The organism is Solibacillus sp. FSL K6-1781 (genome assembly GCF_038630735.1).
Taxonomy (GTDB): domain Bacteria; phylum Bacillota; class Bacilli; order Bacillales_A; family Planococcaceae; genus Solibacillus; species Solibacillus silvestris.
Map to the genome: position 1 here is coordinate 1,751,903 of NZ_CP152038.1, position 19,011 is coordinate 1,770,913.

General features: G+C 38.9%; 18 protein-coding genes and 1 other annotated feature (1 of these 19 running past the window's edge). Of the genes, 11 read left to right on the forward strand and 7 right to left on the reverse strand.

Annotation, left to right across the window (positions count from 1 at the left end):
* Positions 1 to 6, reverse strand: a binding site (T-box leader); it reaches 206 nt to the left of the window's first position.
* A gap of 128 nt (positions 7 to 134) precedes the next feature.
* Entirely contained in the window at positions 135 to 1,133 is a 999-nt protein-coding gene (locus tag MHH37_RS08630) for an MBL fold metallo-hydrolase (protein ID WP_342575894.1), read from the forward strand.
* Positions 1,134 to 1,281: 148 nt separating this feature from the next.
* Here the strand turns inward: MHH37_RS08630 and MHH37_RS08635 are convergent, their stop codons facing one another.
* The 4 genes from MHH37_RS08635 to MHH37_RS08650 all read right to left on the reverse strand — a co-directional run bounded on the left by MHH37_RS08635 (position 1,282) and on the right by MHH37_RS08650 (position 3,789).
* The gene (locus MHH37_RS08635; protein WP_342576231.1) at positions 1,282 to 2,145 is read right to left on the reverse strand and encodes an IS3 family transposase; all 864 of its coding nucleotides are present in this window, start codon (positions 2,143 to 2,145) and stop codon (positions 1,282 to 1,284) included.
* The gene (locus MHH37_RS08640; protein WP_340797817.1) at positions 2,109 to 2,672 is read right to left on the reverse strand and encodes a helix-turn-helix domain-containing protein; all 564 of its coding nucleotides are present in this window, start codon (positions 2,670 to 2,672) and stop codon (positions 2,109 to 2,111) included. Before MHH37_RS08640 ends, MHH37_RS08635 begins: the two co-directional genes overlap by 37 nt.
* Positions 2,673 to 3,105: 433 nt before the next feature.
* Entirely contained in the window at positions 3,106 to 3,306 is a 201-nt protein-coding gene (locus MHH37_RS08645; RefSeq protein ID WP_342576232.1) for an FxLYD domain-containing protein, read from the reverse strand.
* 18 nt (positions 3,307 to 3,324) lie between these two features.
* Positions 3,325 to 3,789, reverse strand: a complete 465-nt coding sequence (locus MHH37_RS08650; RefSeq protein WP_342575895.1) for a hypothetical protein — start codon at positions 3,787 to 3,789, stop codon at positions 3,325 to 3,327.
* A 208-nt stretch (positions 3,790 to 3,997) separates the two neighbouring features.
* On the opposite strand from MHH37_RS08650, the gene MHH37_RS08655 reads away from it, so the two are divergent.
* Together MHH37_RS08655 and MHH37_RS08660 are read left to right on the forward strand one after the other, a co-directional pair.
* Entirely contained in the window at positions 3,998 to 4,654 is a 657-nt protein-coding gene (locus MHH37_RS08655) for an EcsC family protein (protein WP_342575896.1), read from the forward strand.
* A gap of 28 nt (positions 4,655 to 4,682) precedes the next feature.
* A complete protein-coding gene (locus MHH37_RS08660) occupies positions 4,683 to 5,066 on the forward strand; it encodes a hypothetical protein (RefSeq protein WP_342575898.1) in 384 nt (127 codons plus the stop codon).
* Positions 5,067 to 5,280: 214 nt separating this feature from the next.
* On the opposite strand, the gene MHH37_RS08665 is transcribed toward MHH37_RS08660, so the two are convergent.
* Positions 5,281 to 6,741 (reverse strand): amidase, encoded by a 1,461-nt coding sequence (locus MHH37_RS08665; RefSeq protein WP_342575899.1) that lies wholly within the window; start codon positions 6,739 to 6,741, stop codon positions 5,281 to 5,283.
* Positions 6,742 to 6,872: 131 nt separating this feature from the next.
* Here MHH37_RS08665 and MHH37_RS08670 point away from each other — a divergent pair, with 131 nt between their 5' ends.
* A complete protein-coding gene (locus MHH37_RS08670) occupies positions 6,873 to 7,595 on the forward strand; it encodes a LuxR C-terminal-related transcriptional regulator (RefSeq protein WP_342575900.1) in 723 nt (240 codons plus the stop codon).
* Positions 7,596 to 8,165: 570 nt separating this feature from the next.
* Here MHH37_RS08670 and MHH37_RS08675 read toward each other — a convergent pair.
* Entirely contained in the window at positions 8,166 to 8,783 is a 618-nt protein-coding gene (locus tag MHH37_RS08675; protein WP_342575901.1) for a hypothetical protein, read from the reverse strand.
* A 17-nt stretch (positions 8,784 to 8,800) separates the two neighbouring features.
* Complete coding sequence (locus MHH37_RS08680; RefSeq protein WP_342575903.1) at positions 8,801 to 9,547, reverse strand: FxLYD domain-containing protein; 747 nt, start codon at positions 9,545 to 9,547, stop codon at positions 8,801 to 8,803.
* Positions 9,548 to 9,819: 272 nt separating this feature from the next.
* On the opposite strand from MHH37_RS08680, the gene MHH37_RS08685 reads away from it, so the two are divergent.
* From MHH37_RS08685 to MHH37_RS08715, 7 genes are all read left to right on the forward strand, one after another.
* Complete coding sequence (locus MHH37_RS08685; RefSeq protein WP_342575904.1) at positions 9,820 to 11,169, forward strand: glycoside hydrolase family 28 protein; 1,350 nt, start codon at positions 9,820 to 9,822, stop codon at positions 11,167 to 11,169.
* A 22-nt stretch (positions 11,170 to 11,191) separates the two neighbouring features.
* Positions 11,192 to 12,532 (forward strand): sugar ABC transporter substrate-binding protein, encoded by a 1,341-nt coding sequence (locus tag MHH37_RS08690; RefSeq protein ID WP_342575905.1) that lies wholly within the window; start codon positions 11,192 to 11,194, stop codon positions 12,530 to 12,532.
* 137 nt (positions 12,533 to 12,669) lie between these two features.
* Complete coding sequence (locus MHH37_RS08695) at positions 12,670 to 13,611, forward strand: sugar ABC transporter permease (protein ID WP_008407851.1); 942 nt, start codon at positions 12,670 to 12,672, stop codon at positions 13,609 to 13,611.
* 6 nt (positions 13,612 to 13,617) lie between these two features.
* Entirely contained in the window at positions 13,618 to 14,454 is an 837-nt protein-coding gene (locus tag MHH37_RS08700) for a carbohydrate ABC transporter permease (RefSeq protein WP_008407849.1), read from the forward strand.
* 31 nt (positions 14,455 to 14,485) lie between these two features.
* The gene (locus tag MHH37_RS08705; RefSeq protein ID WP_342575906.1) at positions 14,486 to 15,823 is read left to right on the forward strand and encodes a sugar ABC transporter substrate-binding protein; all 1,338 of its coding nucleotides are present in this window, start codon (positions 14,486 to 14,488) and stop codon (positions 15,821 to 15,823) included.
* Positions 15,824 to 15,907: 84 nt separating this feature from the next.
* Positions 15,908 to 17,014, forward strand: coding sequence for a glycoside hydrolase family 88 protein (locus MHH37_RS08710; protein ID WP_342575907.1), 1,107 nt, complete (start codon positions 15,908 to 15,910; stop codon positions 17,012 to 17,014).
* Positions 17,015 to 17,239: 225 nt separating this feature from the next.
* Positions 17,240 to 19,009 (forward strand): sensor histidine kinase, encoded by a 1,770-nt coding sequence (locus MHH37_RS08715; RefSeq protein ID WP_342575908.1) that lies wholly within the window; start codon positions 17,240 to 17,242, stop codon positions 19,007 to 19,009.
* Positions 19,010 to 19,011: the final 2 nt, after the last annotated feature.

The following is a 19,011-nucleotide window of genomic DNA, read 5'->3' on the forward strand; positions in this document are numbered from 1 at the left end:
CTGTAAATTTTGAATTATCCAAAATTATAGTGCTGTATTGAAAAACTGTCAACCTTTGACGTGACGAATGAAGAAAAAAGAGTTAAAATAAATGAATAGTCATTCATTACGAGCTATTCAAAGGGGATTAAAATATGGAAGTACATAAAATTGTTATACCGACACCATATGCAGTGGGAGATGTAAATGCTTTTCTAGTAAAGGGGGATGCACTGACATTATTCGATGCAGGTCCGAAAACGGAAGAAGCATATGAAGCAATCAAATGGGGTTTACACAGTGCAGGTTATGACCTGAAAGACGTGGAACAAGTCGTTTTGACACATCATCATCCGGACCATGCCGGTTGGATCGACGCATTTCCCGGCGCGGAACTGTTAGGGCATCAATATGTTGATTACTGGATGAAAAAAGAGCCGGAATTTCTGCAGTATCATGAGCGGTTTTTTAAAAAGCTTTTAATCGAGCAAGGAGTACCGGAAAAATACGTAAACCGGATTTTACATGTAAAAGGGGAAATTGAGCTATTCGGTACGATTCCGCTGACAGGTTATTTAAAAGAGGGCGATGAAGTGCCTGGTCATCCTGGATTGAAAGTATATGAAACACCCGGACATGCACAAAGCCATCTAATTTTTGTCGACGAGACTACTCGGGAATGTATCGGTGGAGATTTACTGCTGGAACGCACATCATCGAATCCATTAATCGAGCCACCACTAGATTTATCGATGGAACGTCCTAAATCATTGCTGCAGTATAATGAATCACTCAAGCGCCTGAAAAATTTAGAGATTTCAAAAGTGTACGCGGGGCACGGTGGGGAACTGACAAATATCGAACCACTCATCGATGAGCGCTTGGAAAAACAAAGACAACGTGCATTAAAAGTATACGGTCTGCTTCAAACACCGCAGACAAACTTTGAAATGACTACTCAATTATTTGAACGGATTTACCAGCAGCAGTTAGGACTGACACTATCGGAAACGTTAGGGCAGTTTGATTACTTGGTCGATCAAGGGATGGTCGAGATTGAAGAGCGGGATGGGATTCATTATTATAAGAAAAGTGATGTATCCCGGTTTGCTTCAAGTGAAGGCAGTAAATCGTTAAACAAAACAGGTTACTAATAGCAGATTTAGATAAATTATCAATGTTGACACATTTAGCTGCTTCCTTCAAAGCAGGAAAAAGTTAAATGCACAGTGTTCATCCTCCATAGAACGTTAGTCGAATATGTTGCTTAAAGGTAGTGACCCCTTAAAGTTAGAGTTTTTATTATGCAGCTAATTGGCTGGTATGAGTTCGGTATTTTACCGGGCTCATGCCGGCCAGTTTTTGTTTAATTCGATCATTATTGTAATAACTGATGTACTTCTCAATTTTCTTCTGTAACGCTTCATAGGAAATCAATACTTCCCCATAATACATTTCCTGTTTGAGTATGCCAAAAAAGTTCTCCATGGCCGCATTGTCTGCACATGTTGCTTTACGAGACATGCTTTGGAAAATCTTGTTTCTCTTTAATGTTTTCACCCATTTGTTATGTTGATAATGCCACCCCTGATCCGAATGAATTGTTGTTCGATAATTCGCCTGCTCATGAATAATCGGAAGTGTTTGGTCAAGTGCCTCCATTACGAAATCGAGTGTAGGGCGTTTCGACATACTGAAACCGAGTATTTCACCGTTGAATAAATCCATGATGGGACTTAGATACAATTTTTCATCATCTGTACACTTAAATTCGGTTATGTCTGTTACTAATTTTTGAAGGGCATTTGGTGTGATAAAACGTCTGTTTAATCGATTCTTTGCGACCTTACCCACAGTTCCTTTATAAGATTTATAACGAGATTTACGCCCGAATTTCTCACATTTCAAATTCATTTCATTCATGATTCGCTGTACTTTTTTATGGTTGATTATGTGTCCTTCTGCCTTTAATTCTGCGTGAATTCGGCGATAGCCATATCGACCCTCATGTTTCTCAAACGTCTCTAAAATCAATGTTTTCCATGCTTTATCCGGATCTTCCTGATTCATTTGTTTGATATGATAATGATACGTTGCTTCTGGAATGTCCACTCGTTTTAAAATATCTATCAATCGGAATCCTTCTTCTTTGAGTCCAAAGGTAATCGCTGCTTGTGCTTTTCGAGAAAGGCATCCGGATTCTCTCGAAAAGCCTTCAACTTTTTTAAATACGCAACCTCCAAACGAAGCAGTTCATTTTCGCGCTCTAACTGTTCCTCACGTGACAGTTCTTTTTCTTGCTTCTTTTGTGTAGTTTTTGATTTTTTAGACATAGATGGGCGCCCCTTTGCTTTTTCTTGCAGGCCCTCTATCCCTTCTTTTAAAAATTTACTGTACCAATTTGCGATTAAACTTGGATTATTCATATTAAATTGAATCGCCGTATCTAGATAAGAAGCACCTGTTTGTTTCATAAAGTTTAATATATCTAATTTAAATTGAACAGAATAAAACTGCTTCTTTTTCTTAATCGATAGGCTACCTTGACCAAATTCTTTAAAAGCACGCACCCAACGTCTTACTTGAGATTCTTCAGCGACGCCATGTTTCCTAGCTGTTACTCGATAACTTAATGAACTACTCAGGTAGTCTTTAACCACCATTAATTTGAATTCTTCGCTATATTTAACCATAGAAAAACACCCCAAAAGTTAGTTTTTTAACTCTAACTTTTGGGGTGCAGCACCAAACCTCCTAACCAATTAGGAGGTTTTTTTATAAAGTTTTGACTGAGTGTTGATTTCAATTTGTACTGACTGACGTTATGATATACACCATTCACTACCAAATTCATGCTCCCGCCTCCATTTGCTTTGTTCCTTCCTTGCCTTATATATGGCTTTCAAAAACCAAGAAGGGGACAATTTATGTGAAATAATAATTTTTAAATGCCAGATTGATAAAACCGCAAAGAAAAGTCCACCCGGTTGCGTTTTAACGCAACAATATATATTTTTTAAATTATTTAAAAGATATAAGATCTTTTTGAGGGGACGTTTTTGGCCACATGTGGATGGGATATAATTGACCTGTTCTGGAGGAGTCAGAACCGTCCGATGGGATGGACTAATTTGTACGTAAACAGGAAAATGTAGAAGTCAAAGAAATTTCGCCAGCAGCCAGTCCTACATTAACACTGCCTGATATTCCGCCTAAAATTTTACCGTTTGCATCATATAAAATGGCCGCTAGTCGTATATCTTCTTGCACAACATCTGTAGGGTTTTTCACAATACCTGTAACACTATATTCGTAGTCACTTGAAATCCATTTTACTGCACTAACTTACATTAAGTTCGAATCTTCTTCAATTGCTTCAAAATTAAAATTAAATGTTGTTTCAGAATAATTATCTAGTGATGTTTCTTCATTGAGTGTTGTACCTTCTAAGATAAATGCTGATTCTCCAGCCTGAACAATTTCAGGAACGGCATAAATCATAGTTGAAGTCCCTAAAATACTACCGTCTTTTCCTTTGTAATTCATTTGTGATTCACCAATATCAACCGGCATATCGCCTGTATTTTTAAAAATGGCTGCTGTATTGATCCAAATTGAGTCAATAGAGTCGCTCCATACAGTAGATCCTGAATCTTCAATTTCTAATTTTGCATTGGCTTTTTCTTCAGTATTTGCACTTTCTTCAGTTTTACTTTTTTTATCTGCAGTTTGTGAAATTGTTTGTTTTGAATCTCCACATGCAGTCAATATGATAAGTAAACTAAACATTAATATAGTAAGTTTTTTCATTTAATTTCCTCCTGTTATAATACTTTTTATTAATATAATTACCGAATGATTATAGTATAGTCTAAAAGTTATATCTTAATTTTCATAAAATTAAGATTATTTGTTGGTTATACAGAAAATTCTACATAAACAACCTAAAATTACCTATCTTTTATAGTGATATTTAGGTACGATAAACTAAGAAATATATTTTGAGGTGGGGAATTTTATGGCGACATTGACTGAAAGTAATATAGTTAAAGTATTAGAATGGACATACGAAAAAGTGATAAATGGAATTCCAGGTACAGATTCAGCATATGAATTGGCGGATAACTTTTTAAATAAACATTCAAATGTTGATGCAGCTATAAATAGCCTGGTAAATTTCCAAGTTACAAAATGTGCTACATCAGGGTTTATAACGGGCCTAGGTGGGATCGTGACTATGCCGGTAGCTATTCCCGCAAATTTGGCATCCGTAATGTATGTTCAAATGAGAATGATTGCAGCGATAGCACATATGAGAGGGTACGATTTAAAGGAGGATCAAGTACAAACTTTTGTATATGCTTGCTTAACAGGCCAAACTGTAAATGAAGTGGTTAAAGGTGCTGGAGTAAGAATAGGCTTAAAAGTAGGGGAAGCACAAATTAAAAGAATTCCAGGCGAGGTAATCAATAGTATTAATCGAGCTGTGGGATTCAGGCTAGTTACAAAATTCGGACAAAAAGGTGTATTGAATTTAGGCAAGATGGTACCTCTATTGGGCGGAGTGATTGGTGGAAGTTTCGATGCAATGAGCACTAAAACTATTGCATTTGCGGCAAAAGAAACCTTCAAATCAGGTGCATATAATGATGGGACAATTATAATAGATATGTAGAGTAATGTTCATTTAATGGGGGAATATAATGACGAGTAATGAACTTAGAGAAAAGTTTATGGATGTCTTAAAAAGAGAATTTCCAGCAATTCTTTATAAAGAAAGAACTCTAAAATCAGGTAACATTAGATATTCACCTTACGTATCGGACAATAATAATAAAAAACGTTGGATGCAGCTAGATGCAAACCCTCAATACCTATCAATTGCCATGGATCATAATTTCGGGGAAATAAAAAAGGAAGATTTAGTTAATCTAGGTTTGCAATACGGACTAAATAGTTCATCCAATGCAATACACCTGCGAAAAAATAATGATGCAGTCAATATTTCGATATTTATACATGAGCCTTATGATTTTACTAATGTAGAGTTTCGCCATTTCTACATAAACATTATGAATCTTATTTAAGATTGATTAATAAGTAAGTACTATGTAGTTAATATAAAGATTTCTGATGGTTAAAATAAATTGATTTTCTTTTCGTAAGAAATCTATGTGTTTTAGTTAAGCTGATTTGTATTTTACAATATGAAAGGCATAGTTTAGGAATGTAATACATACTTAAAATAGTAGTACAAACCTTGGCTCTGGTTTGTACTACTATTGTTAGTGCTTATATTTATTATACTGTTACGTTTGATGGGCTAACATGAATAGCTGGTTTGCGATCAATCCACGGTACGGCTTCTTCTAGTTGTTTCCCTAATTGTAATAGCGTTGTTTCATCGCCATATCGCCCTGCAAATTGCATACCAATTGGTAAGTTATTGTTACTTAAATGTAATGGTAATGAAAGTGCCGGTTGTCCAGTTGCATTGTATAGTGCAGTATAAGGTGCAACTTGTCCCAGCATTTGATGCGTTAATTGTAAAGCTGAAATATTAGGATTGTTGGCATTTAGAACATCGTGCTTTACTGGCTCAGATCCCATCGTCGGACTTAATGCTACATCATATTTAGTGAAGAATTCTCCTACTTGACGAGAAACTTTTGCTTGTATTTCAATTGCCGCTTTGTATCGTAATGCGGACATATTTTTTCCTTCTTGGTAACAGTCCCAGATCGCTGCTTCAATTACATCTTCGGTTGGCTCTTCACCCTTCATTGCTGCGACCGCCTCAATCATTCCTGCTACAGATGCAGACCAAATATCATTCACAGCGGCCAAAAACTCTTCGCCATCGTATTCAGGATAATCTTCTAGTACCTCGTGACCCAAAGAACGTAGTAATTCCACTGTTTTATTTAATGCTGCTACCACTTCATCAGTTGGCTCGTGATTTAAAGCTGTTTTTGTACTATAAGAAATTCGTAGCTTTCCTACAGGCTTTTTAATACCTTCTTTGTAGGGAACTTTTGGACGTGGTGCGTAGCAATACTCGCCTGGACGTTCAACACTTACCGCATCTAATAATGCGGCAGTATCACGAATTGATTTTGTTAAAGCAAATTCAATGCCATTTCCAGCTAATGGCTCGCTATTAAATGGACCAGCACTTACGCGACCACGAGTTGGTTTTAAGCCAATAACACCACTATTTGCAGCTGGAATACGAATAGAACCGCCACCGTCATTACCATGTGCAATTGGAACAATACCACTTGCAACTGACGCTGCTGCACCACCTGATGAACCACCCGAGCTATGTCCTAATCCCCATGGGTTATGTGTTGGACCGTAGAGCACACCCTCAGTTGTAGCATTGTAGCCCCATTCAGGTGTGCTTGTAGTACCGATTGTCACAAAGCCTGCTTTTCGGAATGATTCCATTAAAAAACTATCTACTGGAAAGCTTACTCCTTCCGCAAAACGGCTGCCGAAGTTTGTAGTAACATCTTTTGCATGTAGCAATATCTCTTTAATTAAGAAAGGGACCCCTTGGAAATCACCTTCAGGTAATCCAGCTTCAATTTCTTTATATGCTTGCTCTTTTAAAATTTGCCAGACGCCATTTAATTGAGGGTTTACTTTGTCAATTCCCTCTAATGCTAAATCTACTAGCTCTTTTGGTGTTACTTGCCCTGTCTTAACTAATTCAGCTAAACCTAATCCATCATAATTTGCATACTCGTGTAAGTTCATCTAATCACCTCATTGTTTTGTTTGATACAGTCTCATTGTATTAAGAGTTGAAAAAGAATAATATTACCCGAAAGGATAATTATATCTTTCGTAGAATATTTATGACATGAAATAGTAAATGAGGTGCTCTTTTGTTTGAGGGAAAAGATTATGAAAATGTCTTGAAGACAGTCTTCCAACTATCAAATATAGATATTCAACAAAGTCGAGAGGATTTTAAATTAAATGTTTTAGAAATATTTAGGGACATATTGTGTTATCACCATTCAGTATTTTGGGAAGTAGCAGAAGGGGAACTGAATGAGACCCCTACGGTATTAAATATTGAACAATATACGGTTCAAGATTATTTAACAACATATAAATATTATGATCCGTTACATCCAGCTAATATGCAAAATCAGCCGACAATTCAATTAATTCATCAACATGATAATATTTCATTGAAAAAGAAAAACTATTATCAAGATTATTTTCTGAAGCATACTTATTTTAAAGATGAGATGGTAATGTATTTAAAAGACGGGCACAATTCACTAGCAGCGATTGGTTTTTTAAGAAACAAAGACGAAGAAAACTTTCATCTAAAAGATGCATTGAAATTATCTTATGTAAGAAAAGCATTAGAAAACGTTTATTTACTCTGGGAAAATGCACAGCCAACAAGGTTGAATCATATTACAATGCGTGAAGAGGAACTATTAAACTACATTTGTAAAGGCTATAAAAATCATGAAATCGCAAAGTTATTATTTGTAAGTGAGAACACTATAAAGAAACATCTTCAAAACTTATATCGAAAATGCCAAGTAAGTAACCGCACTCAGTTAGCACTTATTTATTCAAAGTTATAAAGAAAATCAAACTATAGATTGATGAGGTTAACGAAATTGTCTAAATACTATCATTGAAGACCCAACGTATTTTTTATGTCAATGGGTTTTAATCATGTATCAATTCATGTCTCAATCCTCAACCCTCAATGTTTGTTTGCTCTCTTGCCCTATATATGCCTTCCGAAATTAAAAAAGGGGACATCTTGAGTGAAATAATATTTTCATTGCCCCAATGATAAAGAACAAAGAGAAAAAAATTACCCGGTTGCGTTTTAACGCAACAATATATATTTTTTAAATTATTTAAAAGATATTAAATCTTTTTGAGGGGACGTTTTTGGCCACATGTGGATGGGATATAATTGACTTGTTCTGGAGGAGTCAGAACCGTCCTATGGGATGGACTAATTTGTACGTAAACAGGAAAGTGTAGAAGTTAAAGAAATTTCTATTTTAAGATAATAATTATAAAGCGGTGAGGAATAAAAAATGTTATTTCTATAAAATAAAGCTCAGTAAGATTTTTACAAAAATCGTTTACTGAGCTTTAATTTACAGATATTTGTTTACATAAATTAATTTAACGATTTAGTTTTCTGAATCTGCTTCACCATTCTCTGAATCCTCTTCCATAACGTCAGGGAAGACCATTGATTCAGTTTGTTCACCAGTTTTTTCGTCGATTAAATTAACCCTAGTTTTAATATCGTCACTAGACTTGCCATCAAATGCACTGTAAAACATAGATACATAGGCCAATCCCATTAACCCAAATGCATCAAAACTATTTTCAAAGCTTGCCGTATCCACTGTTACGTCAAATTCTGTGAAGTCTTTGTTATATGAAATTTCTTTAAATGATTCAAAATCTTCGCCATTAACAAGATCATCTACCGTACTGACGATACTTTCTTTCATTTCTTTCATCATTTTTTTATGTGCAGATTTACTCATTTTATAATAGACAGTACCGTCTTCATTTACTTTAACTTCTTTAACACCTTTTTCTTTAGCAGCTGCTTCAATTTCCTCTGGCGTTTCATCTTCAAAGAAGTCAGCAGGTAGTGTTAATTCTACATCAAGCAAACCTTTGTCTACTTCAATACTTTGTTCCTTTTGACTATCTGATTGCTTCTTATCTTCTTCTCCGCTACAAGCTGTTAAAATTAATAGCGCTGTGCTTAAAATAAATAATGATTTTTTCATTTCAAATACTCCTTCGATTACCAAGTGAAGCCGTAGCTTTTTACTTCGATTTTATTTACTTTTGAACCAATGTTATCTGGTAATGGCGGGTAGCTTAGTTCAAAACCTGCTTCACCACCTGCAGCTAGTCCTACATCAACGCTGCCAGATAATCCACCTAAAATTTTACCGTTTTCATCATATAAAATGGCCGCAAGACGTATATCTTCTTGCTGAACATCTGTAGGGTTTTTAACAATACCTGTAACACTATATTCATAGTCACTTGAAATCCCTTTTACGGCACTAACTTCCATTAAGTTTGAGTCTTCTTCTGTTGCATCAAAATTAAAATTAAATGTTGTTTCAGAATAATTGTCAAGTGATGTTACATCATTAAGTGTTGTGCCTTCTACGATAATTGCTGATTCTCCAGGCTGAACAATTTCAGGAACAGCATAAATCATAGTTGAAGTGCCTAGAATACTCCCGTCTTTTCCTTTGTAATTCATTTGTGTTTCGCCAATATCAACCGGCACTTCGCCTGTGTTTTTAAAAATTGCCGCTGTATTGATCCAAATTGAGTCAATAGAGTCGCTCCAAATAGTAGATCCGGAATCTTCAATTTCTAATTTTGCATTGACTTTTTCCTTGGCTTGAGTTGTTTCTTCTGAATTTTCAGATTTACTTTCTTTTTCATCTGATTGTGAAATGGTTTGTTTTGAATCTCCACATGCAGATAATATGAAAAGTAAAGTAATCCATAATATAGTGATTTTTTTCATTTGAATCCTCCTGGTATACTACCGGGAATTAATATAATCCCTGAATGATTATAACATGGTCTAAAAGTAATGCTTAATTTTTATATAAATCAAAATTATTGAATCAAATATTAAAATATTCCTAAAGCACCTAGATCCAACCCACAAAAACCTTCAATATTTTACTATGTTCCCCGTACTTTTTTTAGCATTTTCCATCTACAGCTAGACTCCAATTAGCAAGATTTTATATGCTAATCTCAACAAGATTTGTTTGCAAAGGATGGGATACAATGCAGCAGCATAGTTCGGCGGTTTATAATATTGAACAGTTTGGTGCGGTAGGTGATGGCTGGGCCAATAACACATCTGCGATAAAGCGTGTGGTGGAGGCTTGTTCACAGGGAGGGGGCGGGACGATTTATGTGCCTGCCGGTGTTTTTGTGACGGGTGCGATTGAATTGAAAAGTAATATGCATCTGCATTTGGAGGCGGGTTCCGAGCTTTTGTTTTCAAATGATCGGGCGGATTATCCGGTCATTTCCTCTCGCTGGGAAGGGGCGAGTCGTGATGTATATATGTCCTGTATTTATGCCTGTCATGCAAAAAACATTGCGATTACAGGTTTTGGCACACTGAATGGCCAGGGTGCTTATTGGTGGAAACTTTTTAAAGAGGATGCCCTCGCATATCCTCGCCCTAATTTAGTGAGCTTTGACCATTGTGAGCGGGTGCATATTGAGCAGGTGAAAATGATTGATTCACCGAGCTGGACGGTACATCCGAACGATTGTGACAATGTGACGATTTCGGCTGTGTCGATTGTAAATCCGGCGAATTCCCCGAATACGGACGGCATTAATCCGGAATCGTGCCGCAACGTGAGAATTTCCGATTGTTCGATTGACGTCGGGGATGACTGTATTGCGATAAAATCGGGTACTGAGGATGCGGAGCGTGTGATTCCTTGTGAGAATATAACGATTACGAACTGTACGATGCTCCACGGTCATGGCGGGGTCGTCTTCGGCAGTGAGATGAGCGGAGATATTCGCAATGTCGTTGTGTCGAACTGTATTTTTGAAGGCACAGACCGCGGCATTCGCTTTAAGTCACGGCGAGGAAGAGGCGGTACGATTGAAAATATCCGTGTAAACAATATTGTGATGAATAATGTCATTTGTCCGTTTATACTAAACTTATACTATTATCACGGTCCACGAGGAATAGAGCCGTATGTTTCGGATAAGGAGGTGCAGCCTGTTACAGCGCTGACACCGAAGTTCAGACATATTCATTTTTCGAATATAACCGCGACGGACGTAACGGCGGCTGCCGGCTTTATGTATGGCTTACCGGAGATGCCGGTTGAGGATATTACATTCAGCCATATTCGTATTGCGATGAAACTGGATGCACAACCAGATTTACCGGCAATGATGGTGGATCTGGAACCGATGAAACAACGTGGTTTTTTCTGTTCCAATGCGGAAGATGTGTTGTTTGAGCATGTGACGGTCCAACAGCATGAAGGACCGGCATTTGAAATAACGAATAGTAAAAATGTCGTGATGGAACACTGTCGTTCCAAAGATACGGCAAAGGATGAAATGCTTGTCCAAATGTCGAATGTGAGAAGCTAGCTGACGCTAAGGGGGAATCTCATTGAGCAGCTTACGAAAAACCTATATGTTATATGTCTTCCCCATTTGTTTACTGTTAATGTTGGCGGGTTGTTCAAGTGAGGAAGCAGAAAAGGTGGATGGCTCGCCGAAAAAAGACGTGACCTTAACGTTTTGGTTTGATGATGCCGGTCCGTTACGAACGGCCATTTGGAAAGAACTGATCGCGACCTTTGAAGAGGAGCATCCCCATATTCATATTGAATACGAAGGCTTCGTGAAGGATATCGCGAAACCGAAATTCAATTCGGCACTCGCAATGCAGGCATTGCCGGATGTTGGCAGCATTTATACGAGCTGGTTACCGGAATATACAAATCGTGAAGCATTGGTGCCACTGGATTCCTATTTTGAAAAGTGGGAAGAAGGAGACAAGATTGCGGAATCTCTCATCAGTTACAATCGAAATATATCACAGGATCATCAATTGTACGGATTGCCTTACACTCGAAATATGGATGTCTTATGGGTACGAAAGGATTGGCTCTCCAACTATGAGCTGGATACGATAGATACATGGGATGACTTTTTTCATACGGTGAAAACTTTTACAGATAAGGAGCATCAACAGTATGGTTACAGCATTCGCGGCGGGGAAGGGTCGTCACTTCAGCTGCAGCGGATGATGTATGCCTATTCGGGTATTTCGACGTATATCAAAAATGGAGAGAGTACAATTGATGACCCGCTCCATGTGGAGTTTCTGGAAAAATATTTGTCGCTCTATGACTTACATACATCGAGAAGTGATATTGTAAAAGATTATAAAGGCATGCTTGACGATTTTGAACATGGCGCTGTCGGTTTAATCCAGCATAATATCGGCTCATATGCGGAGCATCAAAAAGTGCTGTCACCAGATCAGTTTCAGGCATTGCCATTGCCGAAGTCAGTCAATGGGCATTACACTGTCGAGGCAGGTAATACGATGGATATGGTAATGTTCGAGGGCACCGATCATCCGGAAGAGGCATGGACATTTATTTCCTTTATCGCGTCGCAAAAGGGACAAAGCCATTGGAACAAACGAGTCGGTCAATTGCCGACACATGAGGATGTGCTGGAGGAGGGCTGGGTGCAAAATTCGCCGCATCTGCAAACAGCGCTTTCTGTCTATCAAGATCCGAACACGAAAATGTACGAGCCGCCGTTCTATTTAATTGCGTATAATTCCATCCGGTTTACGATTGTCGAACCTGGGCTTCAGGAAGTGCTGAGCGGTACGAAAACAATCGAGCAGTTCTTGAAAGAGTGGAGCGTGGCCATTGAAAATGAATATGCACTATATGAAAAATATCATGCCCAAACGGGAAGCGCTGAGTAGGTGGAAAAACTGCTCAGCGTTTTTTTATGCCATCAAAATGTGAAGATTCTTAAAATTTTTATCTAACATCTTAATATTTTGAATATTTCGGGAAAGCGTTTTCAATTAGAATGATTTGTAAGAAGGGAGGAAATTTAATGAGTTATTCCCCAGAAGTAAATGAACCAGTATTGGAAAAAAAGAAAAGCGAAAAAGTCCGCAAATTTAATAAGGCGAAGCTGGTCCCATATCTATTCATTACGCCGGCCGTACTAATGGTTGTAAGTTTCCTTTTCTACCCGATAGGAATGGTATTTTATTATAGCTTCCAAAACTACGATATTTCGGCACCTTACTATAATAGTTTTGCAGGGCTCGATAACTTCGTGAATATTTTTACCAGTGATAAGCTGTTCTTCCCGAGCTTACTCAACAGTTTGAAGTGGGTTGTTACAGAAGTGGGGCTTCAATTGGTATTTGGTCTGATTTTGGCTCTGTTGCTGAACCAGACATTTAAATTCAGAGGAATTATACGTGCGGTTGCTTTTATTCCTTGGGCGATTTCAGGTGTACTGGCATCTGTTATCTGGTCACTGATGTACAACGAACATATGGGTGTACTGAATGATATCCTGATGCGTTTCGGCATTATAGATTCACCGCAAGCCTTTTTGGCAAGTACATCTACCGCATTTGGTGCAGTAGTTATTGCCGAACTGTGGAGGGGGATTCCATTCTTTGCGATTACTCTTTTGGCCGGTCTGCAAAGTATTCCGCAAGAATTGTACGAAGCAGCGCGCGTAGATGGTGCGAGCCGCTGGAAATCATTCCTGTTCGTAACATTGCCGCAGTTGAAAAATACGATTATTTTAACTACACTGCTGCGAGTGGTTTGGGAGTTTAATAACGTTGACCTGATCTTCAACTTAACAGGCGGCGGACCTGCCCATTCAACAACGACACTGACTATGTATATTGCAGAATTAGCTGTTCATGGCAGTAACTTTGGATATGGCTCAGCGCTTACAGTCATTTCGTTTGGTATTCTATTAGTTTTCGCGGCGCTTTATCTGAAATTATCGCGCTATGAAAAGGAGTGATAGCCTATGTTTTCTAAAAATAAAAAAATAGATAAGTTATTGACACTTTATGTGCCGCTCGGTATGTTGTTAAGTTTTACACTTTTCCCGCTCTATTGGACGATCAATACGGCGTTCAAGCCTGAGGGAGATATTATGAAGCGTCCGCTGGAATATGCGCCGCTTAATCCTACAGTGGAAAACTTTGTGATGGCGTGGAATAATGTCGGGTTTGCCACATTCATGAAAAACAGTTTGATCGTCGGCGTCAGTACAGTAATTGTCGTATTGATCTGTTCAACATTATCCGGCTATGCATTGGCCCGTTATCAGTTCAAGGGAAAACGCGCTTTTATGCTGATGCTGTTATGTACGCAATTTATCCCGAGATCAATGATGATTATCCCGTTATTTATCATTTTCAAAAATTTAGGGCTGATCAGCAGTCCACTCGCACTAATTATTACGTATACGGCGATTGAGATTCCGTTTACGACCATATTGATGAGCGGGTTCATCGCAAACGTTCCAAAAGAGTTGGAGGAAGCGGCGATGATTGATGGGTGTACGAAACTTCAGTCCATCCGTCATGTCGTGTTCCCGCTGCTACTTCCAGGTATTGTCGCAACAGGGGTGTTTACATTCATTTACACATGGAATGAATTTTTAATTGCCTTAATGCTCACGAATCGTCAGGACCGGTTCACCTTGCCGGTCGGTCTGAGTACGATGATGGGCGAATTCAATGTCAACTACGGTGCGTTGGCAGCAGGCAGTGTCATTGCCTTAATTCCGGCAGTAATTTTATTTGCATATGCACAAAAGCATTTAGTCAATGGTATGGGTGGAGCAGTAAAAGGTTAATTGTACATGAATTTATAAGGGGTGAAGGTTGATGTTCAAAAGCAAGTTCAGAAAATCGATAGCAGTAGGTACGATCGCAACAGCGTTATTATTGGCCGCTTGCGGGGATGATGAGTCGGCAGGTAAAAAAGAGGTATCAGCAGAAAACGGGAAGCCGGTAAAAATTACGTTCTGGGATGAAAATGCCGGACCGCAGCGAACACCGATTTGGGAGGAATTAATTTCCCGATTTGAAAAGGAAAACCCGATGATTGATGTGGAGTATGTTGGATTACCGAAAGACTCGGCAAAATCAAAAATGGATGCGGCCATCGCAGCGGACGATACGCCGGATTTGGCATCTGTCCAAACGAGCTGGTTACCTGAATTCTCGATTCGTGAAGCATTACTGCCATTAGATGAATATTTTGCTGATTCAGAGCTGAACGGTATGATCAATGAAGGGGCACTGAATTTCAATAAGGACATCGTAGCGGATAAAAAGCTATACGGAATTCCTTATACACAAAACCTGGATATCCTTTGGGTACGCAAAGACTGGTTTGAAGAAAAAGGAGTAAAGATTCCTGAGACTTGGGATGAATTTTATGCGGCTGCAGAAGCAATGACGGATAAAGCGAATAATCGCTACGGCTATACAATCCGTGGCGGAGCAGGCGGATCATTCCAAATTCAGCGTATGATGTATGCGTACAACGGGTTTGAAAATTATTTGACGGAAGACGGCAAAGCAACGATCAATGATTCGAAAAACGTTGAGTTTATCGAAAAGTATTTATCGTTATATGAAGACTACACACCGAAAAGCGATATTACAAACGGCTATAAAGAAATGATCGCCGGTTTTGATACAGGTGTAGTGGCAATGGTACAACATAACATCGGTTCATTCGGTGAGCACAAGGAAGCATTGGAAGAAGGACAGTTCCAGGCGATTCCACTGCCTAAATCGGAAGACGGCAATTACGTGGCGGAAGGCGGAAATACGATCGGTATTTCAATTTTCAACGGGACAGACAATCCCGATGAAGCATGGAAATTTGCAGAATTCCTGAACTCGGCAGCTAGTCAAAGTTTCTGGAATGAGCAAGTCGGTCAGATTCCGACGAACAGTGACGTGTTAAAAGAAGACTGGATTCAAAATTCGCCTCATATTCAAACAGCATTTGAAGTGTATGATGATCCGAACACAGTTCTTTATAAGCCGCCATTCTATTTACCTGAATACCGTTCAATCCTGGATGGTACGGTCGATGCGGGAATCCAATCGGTAATGAGTGGTAAAGCGTCAGCACAGGAATTTTTAGATGAGTGGGCGGGTGCGATGGAAGCTGCGCAAGCTAAATACTCAGAGCACTTCGGCAAATAATACAAAAAAAGGGTGCGGTGCTTTAGCCACACCCTTTGTTTTTTGAAATTTACAGACGACGCTAAAGCTAAAGGAGAGGGCAAAATGAGAACGACATCCGAAAATATTACGGTTAATACACCGCTTGTACTGGCGGAAAAAGCATGTAAGGCGATTATGGATACGTATACACCGGATCAGCTGCCACCGGCGAATTCCTTCCACTATCATCAGGGGGTATTTTTATACGGTATGCTTCGTGTATGGGAAGCGACAGGTGACCAGCAGTATTTTGACTATATGAAAGGCTATATCGACAGCCTGATCGACGAAGAAGGTAACTTATACTTTGCACGGGATGAGCTTGATTCTGTTCAGGCAGGCATTTTACTGTTCCCTTTGTATGAACAGACAAAAGACCGTCGTTATTTAGTTGCTGCGAAAAAACTTCGTCATTTGCTGTATTCGATTAATCAGACAACAGAGGGCGGCTTCTGGCATAAAGATAAATATCCTTATCAAATGTGGCTGGACGGTTTGTTCATGGCGGCACCGTTTATGCTCATGTACAATGAGCATTTTGTCGAGGAAGAGCTAGTGCTGAATGTCGTTCGCCAGGAAAAACTGATGCGCACACATATGAAGGATAAGAATACAGGCTTACTGTTCCATGCGTGGGATGAGAAAAAGGCGCAACCATGGGCGGACAAAGAAACAGGGTGCTCACCGGAGTTTTGGGGACGTTCTGTCGGCTGGTATGGTACTGCACTTGTCGATATTTTGGAATTGATCAACGGTTCAAGAGGGCAGGAAGAGATGGAACAATCGCTAAAAGATTTAGTGCCTGCTATTACGAAGTTTCAGGACGAAGAAACGGGCTTATGGTATCAAATTGTTGATAAAGGAGACCTTGATGATAACTGGCTGGAATCTTCCTGCTCGTCCCTGTTTATTTACTTCATCGCAAAAGCGATTAAACTTGGCTTGGTTGATGATTCCTATCAACAAGTAGTAAATAAAGCGTATGACGGACTGATCGAGCATATGGTCGATGTGCAGGAGGATGTAGCCAATCTAAAAGGTATCTGCATTGGCACATCCGCAGGGGTGTACGATTATTATGTGGACCGCCCAACTTCCGAAAATGATTTGCATGGCATGGGCGCATTCATCCTAGCAAGCATGGCGTTGCACGACATTAAGGCAAAATAATAATAGAAACGGAAAGGTACCCGGTATATAGGGTACTTTTTTCTTGACTCCAAAAAATAAATGTAAAGTAATAACATATTTATGTTAGAATAATTAGAAAATATAGAAAATAATTGTATAAACTGCGTTACTCTTCTTGTATGCGCTTTATGTATGTAATATCATCTCCTTAAGAGAGAATGGAATGTTTGGTAGGTGGGGCATCTGGAACGACTGAGGACATTTTTGTATAAATATATTTTTCACTCTTTTAAAACAACGATGAATATGTTGTTTTTGCCGATTGTAATTTTATGTATTTTAGTGACGGGTGGTGTATCGACTTACATCGCAACGGCACAAATTGAAGAAAATACGTATCAAAGCATGAACGATACGATTTATCAAACGAAAAATTATTTAGACCACACCCTTTCGGATCTGTTTTCGCAGCTTGTGTCCATTTCCTATGATTCACGGCTGGTCAGTTTACTGATGAAGGAGCAGGAGCAGATTGTACCGGAAGATTACATTCCGATTGACAAAAACCTGCAGATCATTTACGGGCGGTACAGTACCATTTTGGAGTCGGCTACGATTGATCTGAACGTAGGGGAATTTTTGATTTATCAAAGTGAATTTACGAAAAAACCGGTAATTGATTATGATGATTTTTTCGTGAATTACAAACCAAACAGTGAAAATTTCAAATGGAAAAATGTGCATGAAGACGCAGCATTTCATACCGGAAATTCGGTGATGTCAATGTACAAGCTTTTGGAACTGAATGAGCTGGAGAAAAAAGGTATAGTGCTCTTTAATATTCGCGAAGAATTTTTCGGAAAGGTGCTGAGTCGATCACTCATCGGGGAGAATGGTTATTTGGCGCTTATCTCCGAAGATGGGATCTATCAGTCGAAGGAACTTGAGTCGAAATATACGCTTGATGACAAGACTTTTCAGAAATTGCATCAATTATCAAATCCAAAAGACCAAATTACATATACAAATGAAGACAATGAAGAAATGATAGTCATATACGATACGCTAGAGTCGAACGGCTGGAAAATCGCAGCGATTGTGCCTGAAGATGATCTGTTGAACAAAGTGGAGTATATAAAAATATTCGCATTGTTTTTAATTATCATCATGATCGGTCTCGTTGTCTTTGTGACGAATATTTTCATTTCCTATATGTCGAAACCGTTTCAGAAACTGGCGAAACAGATGGATCTCGTCAATGAAAACCATCTTTATTTGGAAGAAAAAATATCAGGACCGAAAGAGATGCGTGTGTTGAACCGCGGTTTTATCGAATTGATCGACCGGATAAATGTGTTGATGGACCAAGTGATTTTGGAGCAAGAAGAAAAACGCCAACTGGAATTTGCTATTATGCATGCACAAATTAATCCGCATTTCCTCTATAATACGCTTTACTCGATTAAGGGGCTCTGTGACATGGGCATGACAAAAGAAGCGAGCCAGATGGTCACGGCATTATCGAACTTTTTTCGTATCGGGATTAGTAAAGGGAAGGAAATCATCTCGGTTAAAGAAGAAATTGAGCATATCGAAAATTATTTGATTATCCAGGAGATGCGTTACGGGGATGATTTTACGTATGAAATTGAAGTAGAGGAAAGCATTTTGGATAATGAGATTGTCAAACTTTCGTTGCAGCCGTTAATTGAAAATGCGATCTATCATGGCGTAAAGCAAAAGCGCGGCCAAGGAAAGATTGTGATTAAAGGATACCGGGACGCAGATCGTATTTACATGGAAGTAATAGATAACGGCTCAGGAATTTCCGAGGAAAGGCTTGAAGCGATTCATGCGGAGCTGCAGCTGACTTACCAAGATCAGAAGCAATATATCGGAATTGGCATAAAGTCTGTCAATGACCGAATTAAAATGCAGTACGGGGAAGCTTACGGACTCACAATCCGAAGTGTATATGGAGAAGGGACATCAATGATTATTACTATTCCGGTGACAACAGGGGGGCTTGACTAAGG